This is a genomic window from Streptomyces sp. NPDC021096, from assembly GCF_040641275.1.
Lineage (GTDB): Bacteria > Actinomycetota > Actinomycetes > Streptomycetales > Streptomycetaceae > Streptomyces.
In genome coordinates this window covers 283617-302398 of sequence record NZ_JBFADG010000003.1, presented here as the reverse complement: position 1 = coordinate 302398, position 18782 = coordinate 283617, and the positions used below count along the sequence as shown (strand labels likewise).

The 18782-nt window shown below is 71.3% G+C and carries 17 protein-coding genes; 11 read left to right on the top strand and 6 right to left on the bottom strand.

What is annotated here, in order from left to right:
* The first annotated feature begins 8 nt into the window (after nt 1–8).
* Nucleotides 9–1034: an acyl-CoA dehydrogenase family protein gene (locus AB0G59_RS07730; RefSeq protein WP_360909120.1), complete on the top strand. Its 1026-nt coding sequence runs from the start codon at nt 9–11 to the stop codon at nt 1032–1034.
* Nucleotides 1035–1447: 413 nt separating this feature from the next.
* Complete coding sequence (locus AB0G59_RS07725) at nt 1448–1927, top strand: ATP-binding protein (protein ID WP_360909118.1); 480 nt, start codon at nt 1448–1450, stop codon at nt 1925–1927.
* A 281-nt stretch (nt 1928–2208) separates the two neighbouring features.
* Here the strand turns inward: AB0G59_RS07725 and AB0G59_RS07720 are convergent, their stop codons facing one another.
* Nucleotides 2209–3135: a cyclase family protein gene (locus tag AB0G59_RS07720; protein WP_360909116.1), complete on the bottom strand. Its 927-nt coding sequence runs from the start codon at nt 3133–3135 to the stop codon at nt 2209–2211.
* 120 nt (nt 3136–3255) lie between these two features.
* Between AB0G59_RS07720 and AB0G59_RS07715 the strand changes: the two genes are divergently transcribed.
* The 5 genes from AB0G59_RS07715 (at nt 3256) to AB0G59_RS07695 (ending at nt 9125) form a co-directional block, all read left to right on the top strand.
* A complete protein-coding gene (locus AB0G59_RS07715) occupies nt 3256–4167 on the top strand; it encodes an SDR family NAD(P)-dependent oxidoreductase (RefSeq protein ID WP_360909114.1) in 912 nt (303 codons plus the stop codon).
* 26 nt (nt 4168–4193) lie between these two features.
* A complete protein-coding gene (locus tag AB0G59_RS07710) occupies nt 4194–5357 on the top strand; it encodes an acyl-CoA dehydrogenase family protein (RefSeq protein ID WP_360909112.1) in 1164 nt (387 codons plus the stop codon).
* Nucleotides 5354–6817, top strand: coding sequence for an aldehyde dehydrogenase family protein (locus tag AB0G59_RS07705; RefSeq protein ID WP_360909110.1), 1464 nt, complete (start codon nt 5354–5356; stop codon nt 6815–6817). The genes AB0G59_RS07710 and AB0G59_RS07705 overlap by 4 nt, the downstream gene beginning before the upstream one ends.
* Nucleotides 6818–6851: 34 nt before the next feature.
* Nucleotides 6852–7925, top strand: coding sequence for a Zn-dependent alcohol dehydrogenase (locus AB0G59_RS07700; RefSeq protein ID WP_360909108.1), 1074 nt, complete (start codon nt 6852–6854; stop codon nt 7923–7925).
* 195 nt (nt 7926–8120) lie between these two features.
* Entirely contained in the window at nt 8121–9125 is a 1005-nt protein-coding gene (locus AB0G59_RS07695; protein WP_360909106.1) for a hypothetical protein, read from the top strand.
* Nucleotides 9126–9147: 22 nt separating this feature from the next.
* Here AB0G59_RS07695 and AB0G59_RS07690 read toward each other — a convergent pair whose 3' ends face one another.
* The 3 genes from AB0G59_RS07690 to AB0G59_RS07680 form a co-directional block, all read right to left on the bottom strand.
* Nucleotides 9148–9807, bottom strand: a complete 660-nt coding sequence (locus AB0G59_RS07690) for a flavin reductase family protein (RefSeq protein WP_360909104.1) — start codon at nt 9805–9807, stop codon at nt 9148–9150.
* A gap of 60 nt (nt 9808–9867) precedes the next feature.
* Nucleotides 9868–10743 carry an enoyl-CoA hydratase-related protein gene (locus AB0G59_RS07685; protein ID WP_360909102.1) on the bottom strand — a complete coding sequence of 292 codons (876 nt, stop codon included), beginning with the start codon at nt 10741–10743 and terminating at the stop codon, nt 9868–9870.
* Between the two features lie 76 nt (nt 10744–10819).
* Nucleotides 10820–13048, bottom strand: coding sequence for an acetate--CoA ligase family protein (locus AB0G59_RS07680; RefSeq protein WP_360909100.1), 2229 nt, complete (start codon nt 13046–13048; stop codon nt 10820–10822).
* Between the two features lie 119 nt (nt 13049–13167).
* On the opposite strand from AB0G59_RS07680, the gene AB0G59_RS07675 reads away from it, so the two are divergent.
* A complete protein-coding gene (locus tag AB0G59_RS07675) occupies nt 13168–13602 on the top strand; it encodes a Zn-ribbon domain-containing OB-fold protein (RefSeq protein ID WP_360909098.1) in 435 nt (144 codons plus the stop codon).
* A gap of 97 nt (nt 13603–13699) precedes the next feature.
* Here AB0G59_RS07675 and AB0G59_RS07670 read toward each other — a convergent pair whose 3' ends face one another.
* Nucleotides 13700–14872: an acetyl-CoA acetyltransferase gene (locus tag AB0G59_RS07670; RefSeq protein ID WP_360909096.1), complete on the bottom strand. Its 1173-nt coding sequence runs from the start codon at nt 14870–14872 to the stop codon at nt 13700–13702.
* Between the two features lie 124 nt (nt 14873–14996).
* Between AB0G59_RS07670 and AB0G59_RS07665 the strand changes: the two genes are divergently transcribed.
* A complete protein-coding gene (locus AB0G59_RS07665; protein WP_360909094.1) occupies nt 14997–16190 on the top strand; it encodes an acyl-CoA dehydrogenase family protein in 1194 nt (397 codons plus the stop codon).
* Nucleotides 16190–16666, top strand: a complete 477-nt coding sequence (locus AB0G59_RS07660; protein ID WP_360909092.1) for a nitroreductase family deazaflavin-dependent oxidoreductase — start codon at nt 16190–16192, stop codon at nt 16664–16666. Before AB0G59_RS07665 ends, AB0G59_RS07660 begins: the two co-directional genes overlap by 1 nt.
* Nucleotides 16667–16785: 119 nt before the next feature.
* Here AB0G59_RS07660 and AB0G59_RS07655 read toward each other — a convergent pair whose 3' ends face one another.
* Complete coding sequence (locus AB0G59_RS07655) at nt 16786–17433, bottom strand: TetR family transcriptional regulator (RefSeq protein WP_360909090.1); 648 nt, start codon at nt 17431–17433, stop codon at nt 16786–16788.
* Between the two features lie 321 nt (nt 17434–17754).
* Between AB0G59_RS07655 and AB0G59_RS07650 the strand changes: the two genes are divergently transcribed.
* Entirely contained in the window at nt 17755–18558 is an 804-nt protein-coding gene (locus AB0G59_RS07650; protein WP_360909088.1) for a VOC family protein, read from the top strand.
* Nucleotides 18559–18782: the final 224 nt, after the last annotated feature.

Genomic DNA, 18782 nt, shown 5'->3' with positions numbered 1-18782 from the left:
AAGGGACCATGGATTTCCGGCTCAGCGACGATCAACGCGCCCTGCGGGAAGGAATGCGCGAACTCCTCGCGGCACGCTTTCCGCGGGAGAGGCATCGCGCGGCGGTGGATGCCGAGGAGCCGGGAACCGGCGTCGACCGCGCGCTCTGGCGGGAGTTGGGCCATGCCGGTCTCTTCGCCTTGAGACTGCCCGAGGAGGCCGGTGGCGTCGGTCTCGGGCCGGCGGAGGCGGTGCTCGTCTTCGAGGAGGCGGGGCGTGCCCAGCTGACCGGCCCGCTGGTCGCCACGCATCTGGCGGCCGGCCTCGTGCCCGGCGCCGCCGAAGGCGCGGCCGTGGTGACGGCGCTGGACCGGCCCGGCGCGGTGGAACACCTCGCCGCGGCCGACGCCGTGTTGCTTCTCGACGGCCCCGCGCCCCGGATGCTGGAGACGAGCGGTGGCAGGGGCCCGCGCCGGCTCGCGGCGCGGAGCATACGGTCGGTCGACCCCACGACGCCGCTGCATCTCGTACAGCGGCTGCCCGCCCCCCAGGAGACGAAGTCGGTCGCCGGAGCCGGCTGCACCGCCGGCCTGCGCCAGGTGGCCATGCTGCTGACCGCCGCCCAGCAACTCGGCAGTGCCGCTCGCACCCTGGAAATGGCGGTCTCCTATGCGAAAAGCCGTACCCAGTTCGGCCGCCCTATCGGGGCTTTCCAAGCGGTGCAGCACCTGTGTGCACAAATGCTCGTCCGTACGGAACTCGCACGCACTAGCGTGTACGCCGCGTCCTTTCTTATGACGCTCCGTGACATATCTGAGGCCAAACTGCTCGCTGATGAGGCTGCCGTCCGTAATGCCCGTGACTGTTTGCAACTGCATGGAGGCATGGGATTCACATGGGACGGTGACGTCCATCCACACCTGAAGAGGGCATGGCTGAGGGTCGAACAGTGGCAGCCGAGGGCGGAGGCCGAGGAGGAGTTGGCGGCCGCGCTCCTCGTCCGTCCGGAAAATTGCTCGATGGAAATCGCGAATCACCCGAATGGCGCTGCGTAATCGGTGCGGGTGAAATATACGCCTTACGGCCGATAACTGATCACGCTGCGTCGATATCGAGTTGTGTTCTTCGCGTTACTCGTCACAGTGCGGAGTCGGGCCGAGCCTCGGGTACTCTCCGTGGGATGCGAGTGGTTCAGGGGCTCAACAAAACCGGCGTCGCGGAAGCGATCGTGCCGGGCGCGGGAATGCCCTTCGCTCATGTCCGTGCGGGGTTCGAAAGACCCTGCTGTTCGAGTCCCAACAGCGCGCGTCGCACAGTATGCAGCACGCATACTCCTTTGCGCCGGAATATGCCTGAAGCGCTTGTTGGGGTAACTGTACGTCAACCATGCTGTCTCGGACGGGGCTCACGTTCCGTGATCCCCCTGAGACGCGAGGCGTTGTGTCCGCCGGTTCGGATGGTGTGAGCGGTGCAGGTGCTTCAGATGCAGATGGAGGTTCGGGCCGACCCCGCGGAGGTGGGGCGGGCTCGCAGGTGGGCGCGGTCGCGGCTCGCCGGATCGGGCATAGGGGCCGATGAGCCCCTCGCCGAGACGCTGGTCCTGCTGATCTCGGAGTTGGTCACCAACGCCGTCGTCCACACCGGCTGTCCGGCCGTCCTGCGCATGCTCTTCCCTGGCGCGGGTGCCACCGTCGGCGCGGCCGCGGGGCCGCGCATCGACACCGTCCGGGTCGAGGTCGCCGACATCAGCGCCCGCCCGCCGCGGCGGCGGTGCGCCGAGGGCGACGACACCGGCGGCAGGGGTCTGGAGCTCGTGGACGGCCTGGCCGACCGCTGGGGGTGGCACCGGGAGGGCGCCGGCAAGCGCATCTGGTGCGAGGTCGATCGCGGGGCTCCCCTCTGGAGCGGCGCTTTTGAGCCACAACACGCCGTGACAAATCGGGCTTAGTCGACAAAGTCCAGACCAGGTGTTGACGTGAAGTGTTCACGTGATCACCCTTGGATGCAGCGATTCGTTGCGAGGGGACGTCGAGAGGCCCATGTGCCCAGGGCTGCCTTGGCGAGTGCGGGTCGCGGCCCGGCGCGACAGCAGGGCTCAGGCGCCGGAGCTGGGTGGCGGCGTACGGTGCCGTGCTCGGGGTGCGCATCTGTACGCCGCCGCCCGCCCGAACCGTTGACGGGGTCCAAGCGCCCGCCTGTCGGAGGGGTGTGACGCGCGGTGGCCTCCCTTCAGAAAATCGCCACGGGCGAGACCGGTGTCCCGACCCCGCCGACGAACGGCTCGGGCATGGCCACCAGTAAGAACGCGTAGCGTCGCTCCTCCGCACAGGCTTCCGAGAGCACTTCCAGGTTCCAGTTCTGGCCTTGCGGCATGCCCATTTCCACGAGGTCCAGCGCGTGCACGGGCAGCCAGAGGTCCTCGATCTCCGGCGGGAAGATCTCGAAGGTCAGGGTGTCGTTGGCGACGGCCGCGACATCGCGGGCGTGGAACCACTCGGGAGTGCGGATCGACAGGCCGGGCGAAGGGTAGGCGTACGCCTGTTTGTCACCCGTCAGATACCGCTGGATCTGGCCAGTTCGCACGAGCACGATGTCGCCGGACCCGACCGTGACCCCGGCCAGTTCCTCTGCTGCCTCGAGATCCTCGGGCGTGACGGCATGGCCGTCCTGGAGCCGGTCCACGCCCCTGGCGCGCGCTACGTCGAGCAGCACGCCGCGTGAGGCGATGTGTCCCGCCTTCTCGATGCCGCTGAAGGCGGCGCGCCCGCGTGCGGTGATCGAGTCCGCGGGGCGTCCGTTGTAGAGCTTCCCGCCGTGCGAGACGTGGCAGAGCCCGTCCCAGTGGGTGCCCGCCTGGAGGCCCATGGTCACGGTGTCATCGCTGGTGGCAACCGTCCCGGGCCCGAACAGCTCCACATTGATCGCGACCATGGTGTGCAGCGGATTGACCCTGCCGGGTATCACCCCCGTCTGCACTCCGTCCTGCTGCAGCGGAAGGGCCAGTGGGACGCGTCGTCCGGTGGTGACGGTCGCGGCCGCCGTGCGGACGACCGTGTCGGTGATGAGGTTGAGGGTGCCGATCTCGTCGTCCGCCCCCCAGCGCCCCCAGTTGTTGACTCGCTTGGCCAGCTCATGGAACTCGCCCGGCAACGGCATGGAATCCTCCCGGATCGCGATCTTTCGTCGTTCGCCTTTGCTTGCCTACAGGTCTTGTGCTCGCGCCCGCGCTGCCCAAAAATCTAACGGGCCGTCAGAAACTGCGGGAAGGGGCACACCGTGGGGAACTTCTTGGCCGGCAAGGTGGTCGCCATCACCGGTGCGGGGCGCGGCATCGGCAGAGCCGTCGCCCTGGCCGCCGCCGCCGAGGGCGCCAAGGTCGTCGTGAACGATCACGGCGTGTCCCTCGCGGGCGACAAGCCCACCAGTGAGGTCGCGACCGTCGTCGCCAAGGAGATCGAAGCCGCGGGCGGCGAGGCGACCGCGCTCGCGGACGACGTGTCGACCATGGCCGGCGGACAGCGGATCGTCGATACGGCACTGGCGCGGTACGGGCGCCTGGACGGCGTCGTCTGCGTCGCCGGAATCCTCCGCGAACGCATGCTCTTCAACATGACTGAAGAGGAGTGGGACCCGGTCATCGCCACCCACCTGAAGGGCACCTTCACCGTCTTCCGCGCCGCCTCCGCCGTCATGCGCCGACAGCGGAGCGGCACCCTCATCGGCTTCACCAGCGGAAACCACCAGGGCAGCGTGGCGCAGGCCAACTACGCCTCCGCCAAGGGAGGCGTCATCTCCCTCGTCCGCAGTGCCGCACTGGGCCTGCACCAGTACGGCGTCACCGCCAACTGCGTCGCGCCCGTGGCCCGTACCCGCATGTCCGCCAACGTGCCGATGGAACTCAAGGAGATCGGCGAGCCGGAAGACGTGGCCGCGCTGGTGGTCTACCTGCTCAGCGAGCGCGCCCGCGAAGAGCGGATCACCGGACAGGTCTACACGGTCGCCGGCCCCAAGATCGCGGTCTGGGCGCAGCCGCGCGAACTGCGTGCCGCCTACGCGGAAGGGCCCTGGACCCCCGAGCGGATCGCCGACATCCTCCCGGGAACGGTGGGCACCGACCCGATGCCGATGCTGGACCGGCTCCAGGCCATGGCCGACGCGGCCGCCGCCGGACAACGCCCCAACGCGTGACGCGCCGAGCGCCGACGGGAGAGGGCATGGACTTCGCATTCGGACCGGAGGACGAGGCGTTCCGCCAGGAGGCGCGGGCCTGGCTGGCCGAGCACACCGCCGGTGAGCCGGCCCGTGCCGCCGGCCGCGCCTGGGAACGCGAGCTCGGCGACGGCGGCTGGATCGGCCTCGGCTGGAACCCCGCCCGCGGCACCTACGGCAACCGCACCACCACCCTGACCGGGCAGGTCGTCTGGGCCGAGGAGTACGCCCGCGCCCAGGCGCCCGCCCGCCTCGGCCACTTCGGCGAGAACCTCCTGGGCCCCACCCTCCTCGCCCACGGCGACCACGCCCAGTGCGCCCGCTTCCTCCCCGCCATCGCCCGGGGCGAGGAGCTCTGGTGCCAGGGCTACAGCGAACCCGGAGCGGGATCCGACCTGGCAGCCGTGCGCACCGCGGCCGTGCGTACCGACGGCGGCCGCACGTACCGCATCAGCGGACAGAAGATCTGGACTTCCCTCGCCCATGAGGCCGACTGGTGCTTCGTGCTGGCCCGCTCCACCGAGGGGTCCCGGCGCCACCACGGACTCTCCTTTCTCCTTGTGCCGATGGACCAGCCCGGCCGGATCGAGGTCCGTCCCATCCGGCAGATGTCCGGGGCCGCCGACTTCAACCAGGTGTTCTTCGACGGCGCCGAGGCCCGGGCCGAGCACCTCGTCGGCGGCGAGGGCAACGGCTGGCGGGTGGCCATGGGACTTCTGGCGCGGGAGCGCGGGGTGTCCACCCTGGCCCAGCAGATCGGCTTCGCCGCCGAGCTGGCCCGCGTGATCCGTGTCGCCGTGGAGGGTGGAGCCGCAGCGGAGCCGGCGGTACGGGACCGGCTCGTACGGCAATGGGCCGACCTGCAGATCATGCGCTGGAACGCCCTGCGGACCCTGGGAGCGACCGACGACCCCGGGGTGCCCAGTGTCGCCAAGCTGCTGTGGGGCGGCTGGCACCGACGGCTCGGCGAACTGGCGATGCAGGTGCGGGGCGCGTCCGCCGCCCTGGGACCGGACGACTGGCGCGCCGACAGGCCGTACCGACTGGACGCCCTGCAACGCCTGTTCCTCTTCAGCCGGGCCGACACGATCTACGGCGGCTCGGACGAGATCCAGCGCAACATCATCGCCGAGCGCGTCCTCGGCCTGCCGAAGGAGCCACGACCATGACGGCGTACGGGCACTGGATCGCCGGCGCCTGGCGCGCGCCGGAAAAGGGGCACTATCCAATTGTCAATCCGGCGACCGAAGAGGTCGTCGGGGAGGCCCCGGAGTCGACTCCCGCCGAAGTCGCCGACGCCGTGACCGCCGCACAGGCCGCACAGGGCGGCTGGTCCCGTACCGATCCGCGCGAACGCGCGGCCGTGCTGGACCGGATCGCCGATCTGCTCACCGAACGCAAGGGAGACCTCGTCCCCCTCCTCCAGGCCGAGACGGGCGCGACCATGCGCGTCGCCTCGTCCCTGCAGGTGCTCCCGGCGGCCGACCGCTTCCGGCGCTACGCGCGCGGTGCGATGGAGCCGCAGGTCATCCCCCTCGCGCCGCGGGCCGTCGCCTCCGGCCCGCTCGCGCCCGGCGGCCTGATCGGTGCCGCCGCGGTCCGTCGCCCCGTGGGCGTCGTGTGCTGCATCACCTCCTACAACTTCCCGATCGTCAATCTCGCGGGCAAGGTGGCCCCCGCCCTGGCCATGGGCAACGCGGTCGTCGCCAAACCAGCGCCGCAGGACCCCCTGTGCTGCCTGGAGCTGGGCCCGCTGTTCCGGGAAGCCGGCCTCCCGGACGGGGTGTTCAACGTGGTCACCGGCTCGGGACCGGCGCCCGGCGAGGCGCTCGTGGCGCACCCGGCCGTCGACATGATCAGCTTCACCGGCTCCACCGCCGTGGGAAAGAAGATCGCCGAAGCCGCGGGGAGGTCGATGAAGCGCACCCTGATGGAGCTGGGCGGCAAGGGCGCGGCCATCGTCCTGGGGGACGCCGACGACACGGTGCTCAAGTCGGCGATCACAGCCGTTGGTTCGGTCTGGTCGTTCCACAGCGGGCAGATCTGCACGGCGCCGACCCGGGTGCTCGTCCACCGATCGCTGTACGAGCGGGTCGTCGCCGGTCTCAAACAGTACGCGGAGTCACTGACAGTCGGGGACCCTGTGGATAACTCCACGATCGTCGGCCCGTTGATCTCCGCCGCGCAGCGCGACCGCGTCGAGGCGCACATCGCCGGAGCTCGCGAGGAAGGGGCCCGCATCGTCGTCGGCGGCGCCCGCCCCGGCACCCGGACCGGGTTCTACGTCGCTCCCACCCTCATCGCCGATGTCGCGCCCGGCATGACCGTCGCCCGTGAGGAGCTCTTCGGCCCCGTGGTGGCCGCCATGGCCTTCGACGACGAGGACGAGGCGGTCCGTATCGCCAACGGCACGTCCTACGGCCTCTACGACTACGTCTTCAGCGCCGATACCGCGCGGGCCTGGGCGCTCGCAGCGCGCCTGCGCAGCGGGAACGTCGGCATCAACACCGCCCAGCGCCACCCCGAGACGCCCTTCGGCGGTTTCAAGGACAGCGGGGTCGGCCGCGACGGAGGTTCCTTCGCCCTGGAGGCGTACAGCGAGCTCCAGTCGGTCGTCTGGCCGTCCTGACCGCCCCATCCCCGCTGCCGGAGAGGACCACATCATGAGAGGCGTCATCTTCGACGGGAAGCGGCCGCAGGTCGTCGACGACCTGGACGTCCGCGCTCCCGGCCCCGGCGAGGTGCTCGTCGCCGTCGTCGCCGCGGGACTGTGCCACAGCGACCTGTCGGTCATCTACGGCACCATCCCCTACCCCGTCCCCGTGGTCCTCGGCCACGAGGGCGCCGGGATCGTCGAGGCGATCGGCTCAGGCGTCACCCACCTCACTCCCGGAGATCATGTCGCACTGTCCACTCTGGCGGCCTGCGGAGTCTGCGCGGACTGCGACCGTGGCCGGCCGACCATGTGCCGCCAGTCGATCGGCAGGCCGGGCCGGCCCTTCTCCCGCCGTGGGGAGAAACTCTTCCACTTCGCCTCCAACTCCGCCTTCGCGGAGCGCACGGTCGTCAAGGCCGTCCAGGCGGTGAAGATCCCCGACGACGTTCCGCTGGTCTCGGCGGCACTTATCGGCTGCGGCGTCCTGACCGGCGTCGGCGCCGTCCTCAACCGTGCCCGGGTGGGCCACGGCGAATCCGTCCTCGTCATCGGCGCGGGAGGCATCGGGCTCAACGTCCTGCAGGGGGCCCGGCTCGCCGGCGCTTCCACCGTGGTCGCCGTGGACGCCAATCCGGCGAAGGGCGCGACGGCGCGGCGCTTCGGCGCGACCCATTTCGTCGACGCCTCCGTCGTCCCCGATATCCGGGCCGCCGTGCGGGAGATCCTCCCGACGGGCGTCGACCACGCCTTCGAGTGCGTCGGCGACACCCGCCTCATCCGGACGGCGGTCGATCTCCTCGACCGGCACGGTCAGGCGGTGCTGCTCGGCGTCCCGCCCGCCGACGCGGAGGCGTCCTTCCTCGTCTCGTCCCTCTACCTCGACAAGTCGATACTCGGCTGCCGCTACGGCTCCTCCCGTCCGCAGCGCGACATTCCGCTCTACACGCAGCTCTACCGCGAAGGACGGCTCTTGCTCGACGAGTTGGTCACCAGGGTCTATCCGGTCGAGGATTTCGAGCGGGCGGCGAGCGACGTGAACAACCGTACGGTGGCTCGCGGCGTCCTTTCGTTCGATCGGTGACCCGGTCCGCCCCTTATGTGATCCCTGCCGTAGGTCTTGCGCCGGCCGCTGCCTGAGTGTGGGGTTGGCGTGGCGGTATGTCCGGACCTCGTTGTCGATGGATTCGGTGGACCGGTGGGGTGAGTGCGGTCTTGGGCCTCTCACGACGGAACCTCTCGGCCTCCGGGGGACTCATTCTTGGAGAGAGGGGCGCAAATGACACAGAAGGCTGAGCCGCACGCAATACCGGACGAGGCGACCGACGCCGTACCCGAGAGGTCCGCCGCGACGCCGAAGCGGCTGACGAACGGCGACGGCTTCGGCGCCGCGTTCTGCGCGTCGATGGCCACGCTCTGTGCGGAGGTCTTCATCGCCGGCACGGCCGGTGTGCTCGTCCTGCTCTCGCGTGAGCACGACGGCATCCCCAGCAGCCCCCTCCTGATCACCGCGCTCGTATGCGGTGTCCTTCTCCTGACCGTTCTGGTCAGCGGCTTCGTAACCGCTGCCGCCGTGATGCCGGGCCTGACGCTGGCCCGCCGGGCCGCTGCGGCCAGGTGGCGGGGCGAGAGCCGGCTGTGGGTCCTCGCCGCCGTTCCGGTGGTCGCGGCGGCGGCGGTGGCCGTCTTCGGCGCCGTGGCGGCGCTGGGCAGCCTCTCTTTCGCACCCGTCCTCAGCTACCTGCTGTGGTGGGTGTTCCTCACGGTCGGCCTGTTGCCCGCCACCCTGGCGGGTCAGGCGGCGGCGCGACGGGTCCGCGAGGCCCGCCAGGGGAGCGTGGCCCGGAGAGTGACGCGCGTCGGGGCGATCGCCTGGCTGGCCGTCGCGACACTGGGCGGCGGGGCCTACGCCACCGGCCTGGTGAAGGTGTACGAGCCGCCGCGGCTGACCAAGTCGGACCTCGCCGGCACCTGGACCGACGGCCGCGGGGGCACCGTCCGGCTCGCCACCGACGGCAACGCGGTCGCCGACGGGCTCGACAACTTCATCTGGGACGGCACCGGCAAGGACAAGCCCAAGGACTGCGACGGCTCCGGCACGTGGAAGGCGGTCAAGGAGGACGGGCGGGTGCAGGGCGTCTCCCTGCGGATCAGCGCCTGCGAGCTCTCCCGGGACTGGAGTGTCATCGGTTCGGAGAAGGAGCCGCGGATCTACCACGAGATCGGCAAGCCCGGCTCCGGCAAGCGCTACACCTTGACCAAGGTGGTCAAGCACAAGCGGTGAGGCCGCCCTCGCAGCTCGCCCCTCAGTCGCCGGACGGGCCGAACCCGTCGAACGTTCCGAAGGCCCCACGGTGGAAGAGCAACGGCCCGGCGCCCGCCGCGCTGTCGTCCACTCCGAGGGCCTCCACGCGTCCGACGACGATGAGGTGGTCCCCGGCCGTGTGGACCGTGTGGATCGTGCAGTCGACCCAGGCCGGTACGTTCGCGATCCTCGGCGAACCGGTCACCGGAGCCCCTTCGTAGGGCACGTCGGTGAACTTGTCGGCTGTTTGAGAACTTCTGACCGCGAAACCCCGGCAGAGCGACCCCTGCCCGGAGCCGAGGATGTTGGCGCAGAACACTCCCGCACGGGCGATGCGCGGCCAGGTGGTGGACGTACGGGCCACCATGAAGACGACCAGCGGCGGGTCGAGGGACAGCGAGGAGAAGGACTGGCAGGCGAAGCCCGCGGGCGGCTGTCCTTCCATGCCCGGAGCGGTGATGACGGTGACCCCGCTGGCGAAGTGGCCGAGTACGTTCCGGAACTCCTCCGGGGCGGGCGGCGGCCGCTCGTCCGCCCTGACGGCGCGCAGTCGCGGTCGAGGCAGCGGGTCGAAAGGCGGAGCGGTGGCCGGCGCGCCCGTCGAGCGCAGGCGGCGCACGGCGATGGCCGCCATCCCGGCGTGTCCCATCATGAACCCCATTGAATCTGATGCGCCGTCAGATCGGAAGGGTTCGCGCGTACACCGCCGGCGCCGAAGCCGTCACCGCCCCCGGAAGGCGGGGCTCCGGCGCTCGACGAAGGCGAGCACGCCCTCGGCCGCGTCCGCCGTCGTCGCGTTGATCTCCTGCGCGGCCGCCTCGGCGGCGAAGGCGGTCGCCCGATCGGCCTCGAGCGAGGCGTTGACCAGCTGTTTCGTGAGGGCGAGCGCGCGCGTGGGCCCTGCCGCCAGTCGCTCGGCCCACGCCCGTGCCGTCCCGCTCAGCTCCGCATCCGCCACCACGCGATTGACCAGGCCGAACCGTTCCGCCTCGGTCGCCGAGAGCGCGTCGCCGAAGAACATCAGCTCCTTCGCCCGCTGCGGCCCGGCCAGCCGGGCCAGCAGATACGCGCCGCCGCCGTCGGGCACCAGACCGCGGCGGGCGAACACCTCGATGAACCGCGCGGATTCGGCGGCCAGGACCAGGTCGCAGGCCAGCGCGAGATGCGCGCCGAGCCCCGCCGCGGCGCCGTTCACGGCGGCGATCACGGGCTTCTCGCAGTCCAGCACCGCGCTGATCAGCCGCTGCGCGCCGACGCGGATCGTGCGGGCCACATCGCCCGGAACGCGCGCGGCGGCGGCCGCTGCGGGGGCCGCCCGCAGGTCGGCGCCCGAGCAGAATCCCCTGCCCGCGCCGGTGAGGACCACGGCCCGGACGGCCGGGTCGGCGGAGATCCCGATGAATTCCGAAACAAGACGTTCGCGCAGGTCAGGGGTGATGGCGTTGAGCGCCTGGGGCCGGTTGAGGGTGATCAGGACGACGCCGTTGTCAGTGGCGTGCCGTACCAATGAGTCATCGGAGCCGCTGGGCGCGACGGAGCCGTCCGGCTCGCCGTGCCCAGCGGGCTCGGGGGATGTCTCACGGGGGGAGAGATTCATGGGGGAGCTCCTTTTCCTACGGGCGCCTCGCGCGCGGTCGGCCGGCCGGGGGAGGGGCCGGGGCACGGCTGCCGCGTCAGCGGCAGAAGGCCAGCGCGTCGAGCGCCACGGCCCCTTGGCCGCGCTCGAGGACCACCAGCGGGTTGAGATCCACCTCGACGAGGTCGTCGCCCAGTTCCAGGGCCATGCGCTGGACGCGCAGGACGGTCTCGACGAGGGCGTCCACGTCGGCCGGGGGAGCCCCCCGGACCCCGTCGAGCAGGGCCCGCCCGCGCAGTTCGCCGAGCATCGCCCGCGCGTGGTCCTCGCCGAACGGCGGTACGCGCACGGACGTGTCGTCCAGGACCTCCACGAGAACGCCGCCCAGGCCCACCGTCACCGTGGGACCGAAGAGAGGGTCGTGGGTGATGCCGACGGCCATCTCCACACCGCGCCCGACCCGCTGGCAGACGAGGATGCCGTCCAGGGGGAGCCCTTCGTAACGGGCGATGTCGGTGAGCTCGCGATAGGCGTCGCGGACCTGGCTGGCGGAGGTCAGCCCGATCTTGACCAGGCCCAGTTCCGACTTGTGGGCCAGGTGGGGGCCCGAGGCCTTCATGACGACCGGGTAGCCGATCTGGGCGGCCGCGCGCACGGCCGCGGCGGCACTGGTCACCAGGTGTTCGCGGGGCACGCGTATGCCGTACGCGCGCAGGAGCTGCTTCGCCGCGTGCTCGCTGAGCTGCTCACCTGGGCGCAGCAGTGCCTGGGCCTTGCGGGCCGAGGGGGACAGGGCGCGGGGCGCCTCGTCGAAGGGGGAGCGGTAGCCGGCGGTGAAGCGGTGGTGGCCGAGGTAGGCGCGGATGGCGGTGACGCAGTTGGCGAAGGTGCGGAAGGTGGCCACGCGGGAAGAGCCGAGGAGGGTGCTGCGATAGGCGTCCTCGGTGCCGACCGGGGAGCCCCAGACCACGCAGACCAGCTTGTCCGTCTTCTCCGCCGCGTCCACCAGGTCCTGGGCGAGCTTGTCGCTCAGCGGGGGAAAGGGGCCGGTGATCGGGCAGACGAGGATGCCGACGGAGGGGTCGGCGAGGACGGCATCGATGATCTTGCGGCCGCGCCAGTCGCCCACAGGGTGACCGCCGTTGTCGATGGGGTTGGCGGTGCTCAGATAGTCGGGAATCCACTGGTGGAGTTCGGCCTGTTTGGCGGCCGGCAGGACGGGGAGCTCGAGCCCGGCCGCCGTGGCGAGATCCGCGAAGTGCGCCCCCGTGCCGCCGGAGATCGAATACACGGCGATGCCCTCGGCCCGGGGCGGGCGGGCGCGGGCGAGCAGGGCGGAGGTGTCCTGGAGCTCGTCCAGGCCGTTCACGCGGATCACGCCGAACTGCCGCATGGCGGCGTCCACCACGTCGTCGGCGCCGGTCAGCTTGCCGGTGTGGGTCGCGGCGGTGCGGGCCCCGACCTCGGTCCTGCCCACCTTGACGGCGACGACCGGCACGTGGTGGCGGGCGGCCCGGTCGGCGGCGAGCAGGAAGGCGCGGCCGTCCTTGAGCCCTTCCACATAGGTGGCGATGGCTCCGACCTCGGGCCGGGTGGCGAAGTAGGAGATGAAGTCGGCGCACTCCAGATCCGCCTCGTTGCCGGTGGGGGCCCAGTGCGAGAGCCGGATGCCCAGCTCCTGCAGGCTGAAGACCGGCCGGCCCTGGTGGCCTGACTGGGTGATCAGCGCGATGGCCGGTCCGTTGAGGTCGTCGCGGACGGGCTCGAAGGCGTTGAGGTTGGTGTTGGGCCCGAGCAGACGGGTGCCGGTGCCCTGGAGGGCGGCGGCGAGCCGGGCCTGTGCCGCGGCCCCCTCGCTGCCCGTCTCGGCGAAGCCGGAAGCGAAGACGACGGCGAACGCCACGTCACAGTGGGCCAGTTCCTCGACGACCGGGACCGGGTCGCCGACGAGGACGACGGCGACGTCGATCCGGCCCGGCACGTCGCGGGCCGACGCATGACAGGGGAGGCCGAAAACGGTGGCACGGGTGGGGTGCACGGGGTGGACGCGGGCGCCGACGCGCTTGGCCCAGGCGATGAGCTGCTGGGTGATCCGGGTGTTGGGCCGGCCCTCGGTCTCCGAGGCGCCGATGACGGCCACGGTCTCGGGGCGGAAGAAGCGGTCCAGGTCGGGGACGTCGGAGCGCAGGGGGCGCCCGCTGACGTCCAGGTCGTCGCCGGCGGGAGAGGCCGTGCCGTGGACCATGGGGCCTGGTCGTCGGCCACAGGCCACTACGCGGGCCGGACGGGAGGTGGTGGTGAGGGTGCCGTGAGTCGATCCGAGCATCGTTCTCGCCCACTCCTGCTCAATGGCCGATAAGCTGACGTGGAGTCAGATTACCGATCTGACAAGCCGTCAGGAATGGTTGTGCGCCGGAACCACGCCGCTGTCGGGAGGTGGGATCGATGCGAGGGCTGCCGCGCTTCGACGTTCCGGAGGTCGACGACTTCACGCGGCCCTACTGGGACGCCGCGACCCAGGGGAGGCTGCTCATACGCCGGTGCCGTGCCGGCGGGTGCGGGAAGGCGCATCACTATCCGCGGGAGTTCTGTCCGCGCTGCTGGAGCGAGGACGTCGTCTGGGAGGAGGCGAGCGGCCGCGCCACGCTCTACACCTGGTCCGTCGTCCACGTGAACGACCTCCCGCCCTTCGGTGCGCGCGTCCCCTACGTCGCGGCGGTGGTCGACCTCGAGGAGGGGCCGCGCATGATGACCGAGGTGATCGACTGCTTGGGGAGCGAGCTGCGGATCGGCATGCGGTTGCGGGTCGCCTACCGCGGTGAACCTGAGGGCGTCCTGCCTGCGGTGCCGGTCTTCCGGCCGGCGGCGGAAGCCGGATAGCCGCTTGTCGGCGCGGGACCGCATCGCCTGCGCCGGCCTTGCGGCGGTCCCGGCACCCCGACGCGGCCCCCGACGCCAGGCATGGCCCTCGCATGTGTCAGTCGCGGGCCAGGATCACCGTTCCCGACGAGCAGAACCAGCCTCCCGTGCCCGAGGCGACGGCCAGCCGGGGCGGCCGTCCGCCTGCCGTGCGGACCTGGCGGCCCTCCTCCGCCTCGCCGCGGAGCTGGCGCACGGCCTCGACGAGGAGGAACAGGCCCCGCATGCCGGGGTGGCAGGCGGAGAGGCCGCCACCGTCGGTATTGACGGGCAGATCGCCTCCGATGGTCAGCCTGCCCCGGGCGGCGAAGGCGCCGCCCTCGCCCTTGGCGCAGAAGCCGAGGTCCTCCAGCGTCACCAGGGTCATATAGGTGAACGCGTCGTACAGCTGCGCCACCTCGATCTCCTGCGGCGTGACTCCGGCGCGCCCGAAGGCCAGGCGCCCGGAGACGGCCGCCGGGGTGGTGGTGAAGTCCTCCCACTCGGACATCGTGGTGTGCGAGACGGTGGTACCGGTGCCGGCGATCCACACCGGTGGTTTGGCCGTGTCCGGGACGTACTCCTCGGCGGCCAGCAGCACGGCGCAGCCACCGTCGGAGCGTATGCAGCACTGGAGCCGGGTGAACGGGTCGGCGATCACCGGGCCGCCGAGCACCTCGTCGACCGTGAGGGGGGTGCGGTACATGGCGTGGGGATTGTGGGCGGCGTTGGCGCGGGTTTGAACGGCGATGTCGGCCAACTGTTCAAGCGTGGTGCCGTACTGGTGCATGTGGCGCCGGGCCGCCATCGCGTACTTGGCGATGAGGGTGTGCCCGTACGGAGCCTCGAACTGGGCCGGGCCGCGGGTGCCGAAGGACAGGCCGGCGGTGCGGCGGCCGGCCTTGATGTCGGCGCGGGCGGTGGAGCCGTACGCGAGAAGGACGGCGTTGGCGTGACCCGCCGCGATGGCGTCGGCCGCGTGGGCGGCCATCACCTCCCAGGTCGAGCCGCCGACGGACGTCGAGTCCACCCAGGTGGGCCGCAGCCCCAGGTACTCCGCGACGTCGATGGGGGCGAGCGTGCCCAGCCCGGCCGAGGCGAAGCCGTCCACCAGGGATCTGTCGAGCCCCGAGTCGGCGACGGCACGGCGGGCGGCCTGTGCGTGCAGGGCGTACGGCGTGACCGTGTCGAGCCGGCCGCAGTCGGAGAGGGCGACGCCGACGACAGCGACCTTGCGCTTGCCTGGAGTCATGGAGCTGACGGTACATCAGATCAATGCGGCACCGGCCGTGCCCAACTTGCGCCCGCCTCTGGGAAACCCGATCCCCTGAACCTAATATGACGGCCCGTCAGTAGTGCTGAAGGAGAGGCTGCCGATGGACGCCGCGTTCAGCGTGGAGCAGGGGGAGATCCGGCGCACCCTGCGCGAGGTCCTGCTCAAGGAGGCCGGTCCGGGCGAGAGCAGGGCGGCCGTACTGACCCCCGCCGGTTACGACGGGAGACTGTGGCTCCGCCTCGCCGATCAGCTGGGGCTGCCGGGCCTGGCGGTGGAGCGGCGGTACGGCGGGGTCGGCTGCGGCCTCATCGAGCTGGCCCTGGCCGCCGAGGAGGCAGGGCGGGCGCTGCTTCCCTCGCCCCTGACGGCCACCGCGGCGGTGGCCGTGCCCCTCGTCGCCGCCCTGGGCACGCCGAAGCAGCGCGCGAGGCTGCTGCCCCGCCTTGCCTCGGGACGGCTCACCGGCACGTTCGTGGTGCCGGACGGCACACTGCCGGACGCGTTCGCCCTGACCGGCCCCGACAGCGCCCACTGGTCCGGTGGCGGCCGGGCCGGTGGTGTGCAGGCCCGCCGGACGAGCGACGGCTGGCGGCTCTACGGAGAGGCCGGGCAGGTGCTCGACGGGCACAGTGCCGGTCTGCTGCTGGTCGCCGCGCACACCGGCGGCTACGCGCGCGGCCGCACCATGGTGTTCGCCCTGCACCCGGAGACGTCGCGCGGGGTGACCCGTACGCGGCTGACCGCACTGGACGAGACACGGCCCCAGGCGCGCCTCGAGCTGCGCAACGCCGAGGCGGAACCGCTCGGCTCGCCGGAGGCCGACGTACGGGCCGCGCTGGCCGCGCTCGGCGGCCGGGTGGCCGCCGTTCTCGCGGCCGAAGCGGTGGGTGCGGCGGAACGGGTGCTGGAGCAAACCGTCGAGTACGCGCGCGTGCGGGAACAGTTCGACAGGCCGATCGGCTCCTTCCAGGCCGTCAAGCACCGCCTGGCGGAGCTGTACGTGTCCGTGCAGGCGGCCCGTTCGGCGGCGTACTACGCGGCATGGTCCGCTCGGGCCGCCGTGGGAGGGCTCGCGCTCGCACAGGCCCTGGAAACGGCCCGGACGGTCGCCGGGGAGGCGATCCAACTGCATGGAGGCATCGGAGTGACGTGGGAACACGATGTGCAGAGGTACTTCAAACGGGCGGCGTCGGACGAGCTGCTGTTCGGGCCCGTACACCGGCTCCGGGAGCGCTCGGCAGGCGTGTCGGGGCTGTTTGACGCCACCGGGTCCCGGGAAGCGGTGGTGCTGTGATGGCAGCCGTCGAGCGCCTGGTGCGCTCCGTCTCCTCGACCCGTACGTTCGCGCGGATCGCACCGCACTTCGTGCCCGCGGCCGACCGGGCGATTCACCGGATCACGCACGGCAAGGTGCTGCTGAGCGGGTACATGCTCCCCTCGGTGCTGCTGACCTCGACGGGAGCCAAGAGCGGCCTGCCGCGGCGGACACCGCTCGCCTGCATGCCGGACGACCGCACCGGCAACGCCTGGACCCTGATCGGCAGCAACTTCGGACGCCCCGGACACCCCGCCTGGACGGCGAACCTGATGGCGCACCCGGATGCGGAGATCAGCTGGAAGGGGCGGGACATTCCCGTACGGGCGCGGCTGTTGCGCGGAGCCGAGCGGGAGGAGACGTGGGCGGCGGTGCTCACCTTCTGGCCGCCGTACGCGCGCTATCAGGCGCGTGTGGAGCGTGAGATCCGGCTGTTCCGGCTCGAGAGGCGGTAGGGCCGGCGGACGCGTCGCGGTGCGCCGCGGCGGGCCGCCCGGGGCCGAGCCCGAGCGGCCCGCCGCTGCGATGACAGGACGTGCGAGTGGTGCGATGTGGTGCGCGGTCGCGCTGTGGGTTACTTCGTCGGCTTCTTGCCGGTGATGCCCAGATGCACGAGCAGTGCGAGGTTGGGCTTGAGCTCGGCCTGCTTGACGCCCCAGCTCTGGAAGCCCTTCTGGTGCGAGGCCACGGCCGCGAGCATCGCGACGAGCGAACCGGCCACCGCGGCCGGGCTGACGTCCTTGTCCACCTTGCCCTTGGACTGCAGTTCCTTGACCGACTCCGTCAGGGAGTTGGTGACGGCGTTGAGGATCTTCATGCGGATCTTGTAGAACCGCTTGTCGCCCTCGGCCGCTCCCAGGTCGACGACGCGCAGGATCGCGTCGTGCTTGCGCCAGAACCCGAGGAAGCCGTCGACCAGTTCTTCGGCCGCCTGCGCGCCGGACTTGCCGACCCAGGAGCGCCCGGCGACCAGGTCGGTCAGGCTCGCGCCCTCCTTCGCCATCTCCTCGGCGATCTCGAGGACGGCACCCTCGACGTCGGGGAAGTACTGGTAGAAGGTCGCGGGGGAGGTGCCGGCCCTGCGGGCGACATCGATGACCTTGACATCGCGGTACGGGGATGAGCTGAGCATTTCGCTGAGGCAGTCGAGCAGCTTCTGCCGCGTCGCCTGACCGCGTCGACCGGCCACGCGGCCGTCGACGGTGCGTACTTGTCCTGTCATGCCGTCAGCTTACCGAGGGGTGATCGGAGCGCGATTCGGCCGCATGCAAATGGGGGCGGGGGTGTTCGATGGGGTGTAAGCGCAGGTCAGAGGGGGTGTGAAGGGGTTCGTAGACGGTAGGAGCGGATTGGCCCGTACCGGTGAATTGTCCTATCAACGAGCTGTGGACGGCGGTCCCGCCGAGGCGTCCGGGGGTCGTCCGCGAGGCCGCCCGGCGGTTATCCACAGGCCGCGCGGGATCCGCGTTCCGCCTCTACCGTGGCAGCGAGAACACTCCGAGCGGACAGGGCGCCGTGCCCACCCGCGGAAGGAGGGCGGACCATGAGCACAGCCACGGACGCATTCCCGGAAGGCGCCCCGTGCTGGGTGGACGTCATGCTGCCGGACGTCGCGGCGGGCAAGCGCTTCTACGGCGAGATATTCGGCTGGACGTTCGAGGACAGCGGAGGGGAGTACGGGCACTACACCCACGCGTTCCACGAGGGGAAGAACGTCGCCGCGCTGGCGCCCAAGCCGGACGGCCGGATGCCGACGACCTGGTCCGTCTACTTCGCCTCGCCGGACGCGGCGGCCACGGCCGACCGCATCCGGGCCGCGCACGGGCAGATCGTCATGGGCCCGATGGCCATCGGCCCGTTCGGCACGATGCTGATGGCGGCCGACCCCGGAGGCGCCGTCTTCGGGGTGTGGGAGGCCGGCACCCACAAGGGGTTCGAGAAGCGGGGCGAGCCGGGCGCGTACGGCTGGGCCGAGGTGTACACGTGGGACGCCGCGGCGATCGACCCGTTCTACGAGGAGGTCTTCGGGCTCAACGTCCACGACCTGAGCGAGGAGGCGGGTATCGAGTTCGCCATCTGGACGCCCGCCGGGACGCCGGCCACGCCCGAGCACGCGGTCGCGGGCCGTGCCGTCATGGACGACCGGTTCCCCCGGGAGATGCCCGCCCACTTTCTGGCCTATTTCGTGGTCGACGACTGCGACGCCGTCGTGCAGGCGACGCTGCGGCTGCACGGCCGGCTCCGCTGGGAGCCCCAGGACACCCCGTACGGGCGCTTCGCGGTGCTCGCCGACGACCAGGGCGCCGACTTCGCCGTCATCGACGTCTCGCAGCCGGTGCAGGCGTAGCCGGCAGGGCGGGGGCGGGCAGGGCGGGAGGGGGTAGGAGGAGGGCATGAGGCGGGTGAGTCCGCGTATAGCGGGATATGCACCTATTTGGCGGAGACACGGCGAAGCGCCCCCGGGTTCGCAACCGCGGGCTTCGCCAGGAAGAATCAGGGTGCGTACCCCGGGATAATTCGCGGTGACGCGCTGCACGGGGCTGAAACCCTTCAAGCCCCCACGGGGAGGTG

Excerpts from the sequence above, each read along its gene's own strand:
- AB0G59_RS07730 (WP_360909120.1), top strand. The coding sequence starts at position 9 with ATGGATTTCCGGCTCAGCGACGATCAACGCGCCCTGCGGGAAGGAATG.
- AB0G59_RS07720 (WP_360909116.1), bottom strand. The coding sequence starts at position 3,135 with ATGCCGTTGCCGGGCGAGTTCCATGAGCTGGCCAAGCGAGTCAACAAC.
- AB0G59_RS07710 (WP_360909112.1), top strand. The coding sequence starts at position 4,194 with ATGGACTTCGCATTCGGACCGGAGGACGAGGCGTTCCGCCAGGAGGCG.
- AB0G59_RS07705 (WP_360909110.1), top strand. The coding sequence starts at position 5,354 with ATGACGGCGTACGGGCACTGGATCGCCGGCGCCTGGCGCGCGCCGGAA.
- AB0G59_RS07700 (WP_360909108.1), top strand. The coding sequence starts at position 6,852 with ATGAGAGGCGTCATCTTCGACGGGAAGCGGCCGCAGGTCGTCGACGAC.
- AB0G59_RS07695 (WP_360909106.1), top strand. The coding sequence starts at position 8,121 with ATGACACAGAAGGCTGAGCCGCACGCAATACCGGACGAGGCGACCGAC.
- AB0G59_RS07690 (WP_360909104.1), bottom strand. The coding sequence starts at position 9,807 with ATGGGGTTCATGATGGGACACGCCGGGATGGCGGCCATCGCCGTGCGC.
- AB0G59_RS07685 (WP_360909102.1), bottom strand. The coding sequence starts at position 10,743 with ATGAATCTCTCCCCCCGTGAGACATCCCCCGAGCCCGCTGGGCACGGC.
- AB0G59_RS07680 (WP_360909100.1), bottom strand. The coding sequence starts at position 13,048 with ATGCTCGGATCGACTCACGGCACCCTCACCACCACCTCCCGTCCGGCC.
- AB0G59_RS07675 (WP_360909098.1), top strand. The coding sequence starts at position 13,168 with ATGCGAGGGCTGCCGCGCTTCGACGTTCCGGAGGTCGACGACTTCACG.
- AB0G59_RS07670 (WP_360909096.1), bottom strand. The coding sequence starts at position 14,872 with ATGACTCCAGGCAAGCGCAAGGTCGCTGTCGTCGGCGTCGCCCTCTCC.
- AB0G59_RS07665 (WP_360909094.1), top strand. The coding sequence starts at position 14,997 with ATGGACGCCGCGTTCAGCGTGGAGCAGGGGGAGATCCGGCGCACCCTG.
- AB0G59_RS07660 (WP_360909092.1), top strand. The coding sequence starts at position 16,190 with ATGGCAGCCGTCGAGCGCCTGGTGCGCTCCGTCTCCTCGACCCGTACG.
- AB0G59_RS07655 (WP_360909090.1), bottom strand. The coding sequence starts at position 17,433 with ATGACAGGACAAGTACGCACCGTCGACGGCCGCGTGGCCGGTCGACGC.
- AB0G59_RS07650 (WP_360909088.1), top strand. The coding sequence starts at position 17,755 with ATGAGCACAGCCACGGACGCATTCCCGGAAGGCGCCCCGTGCTGGGTG.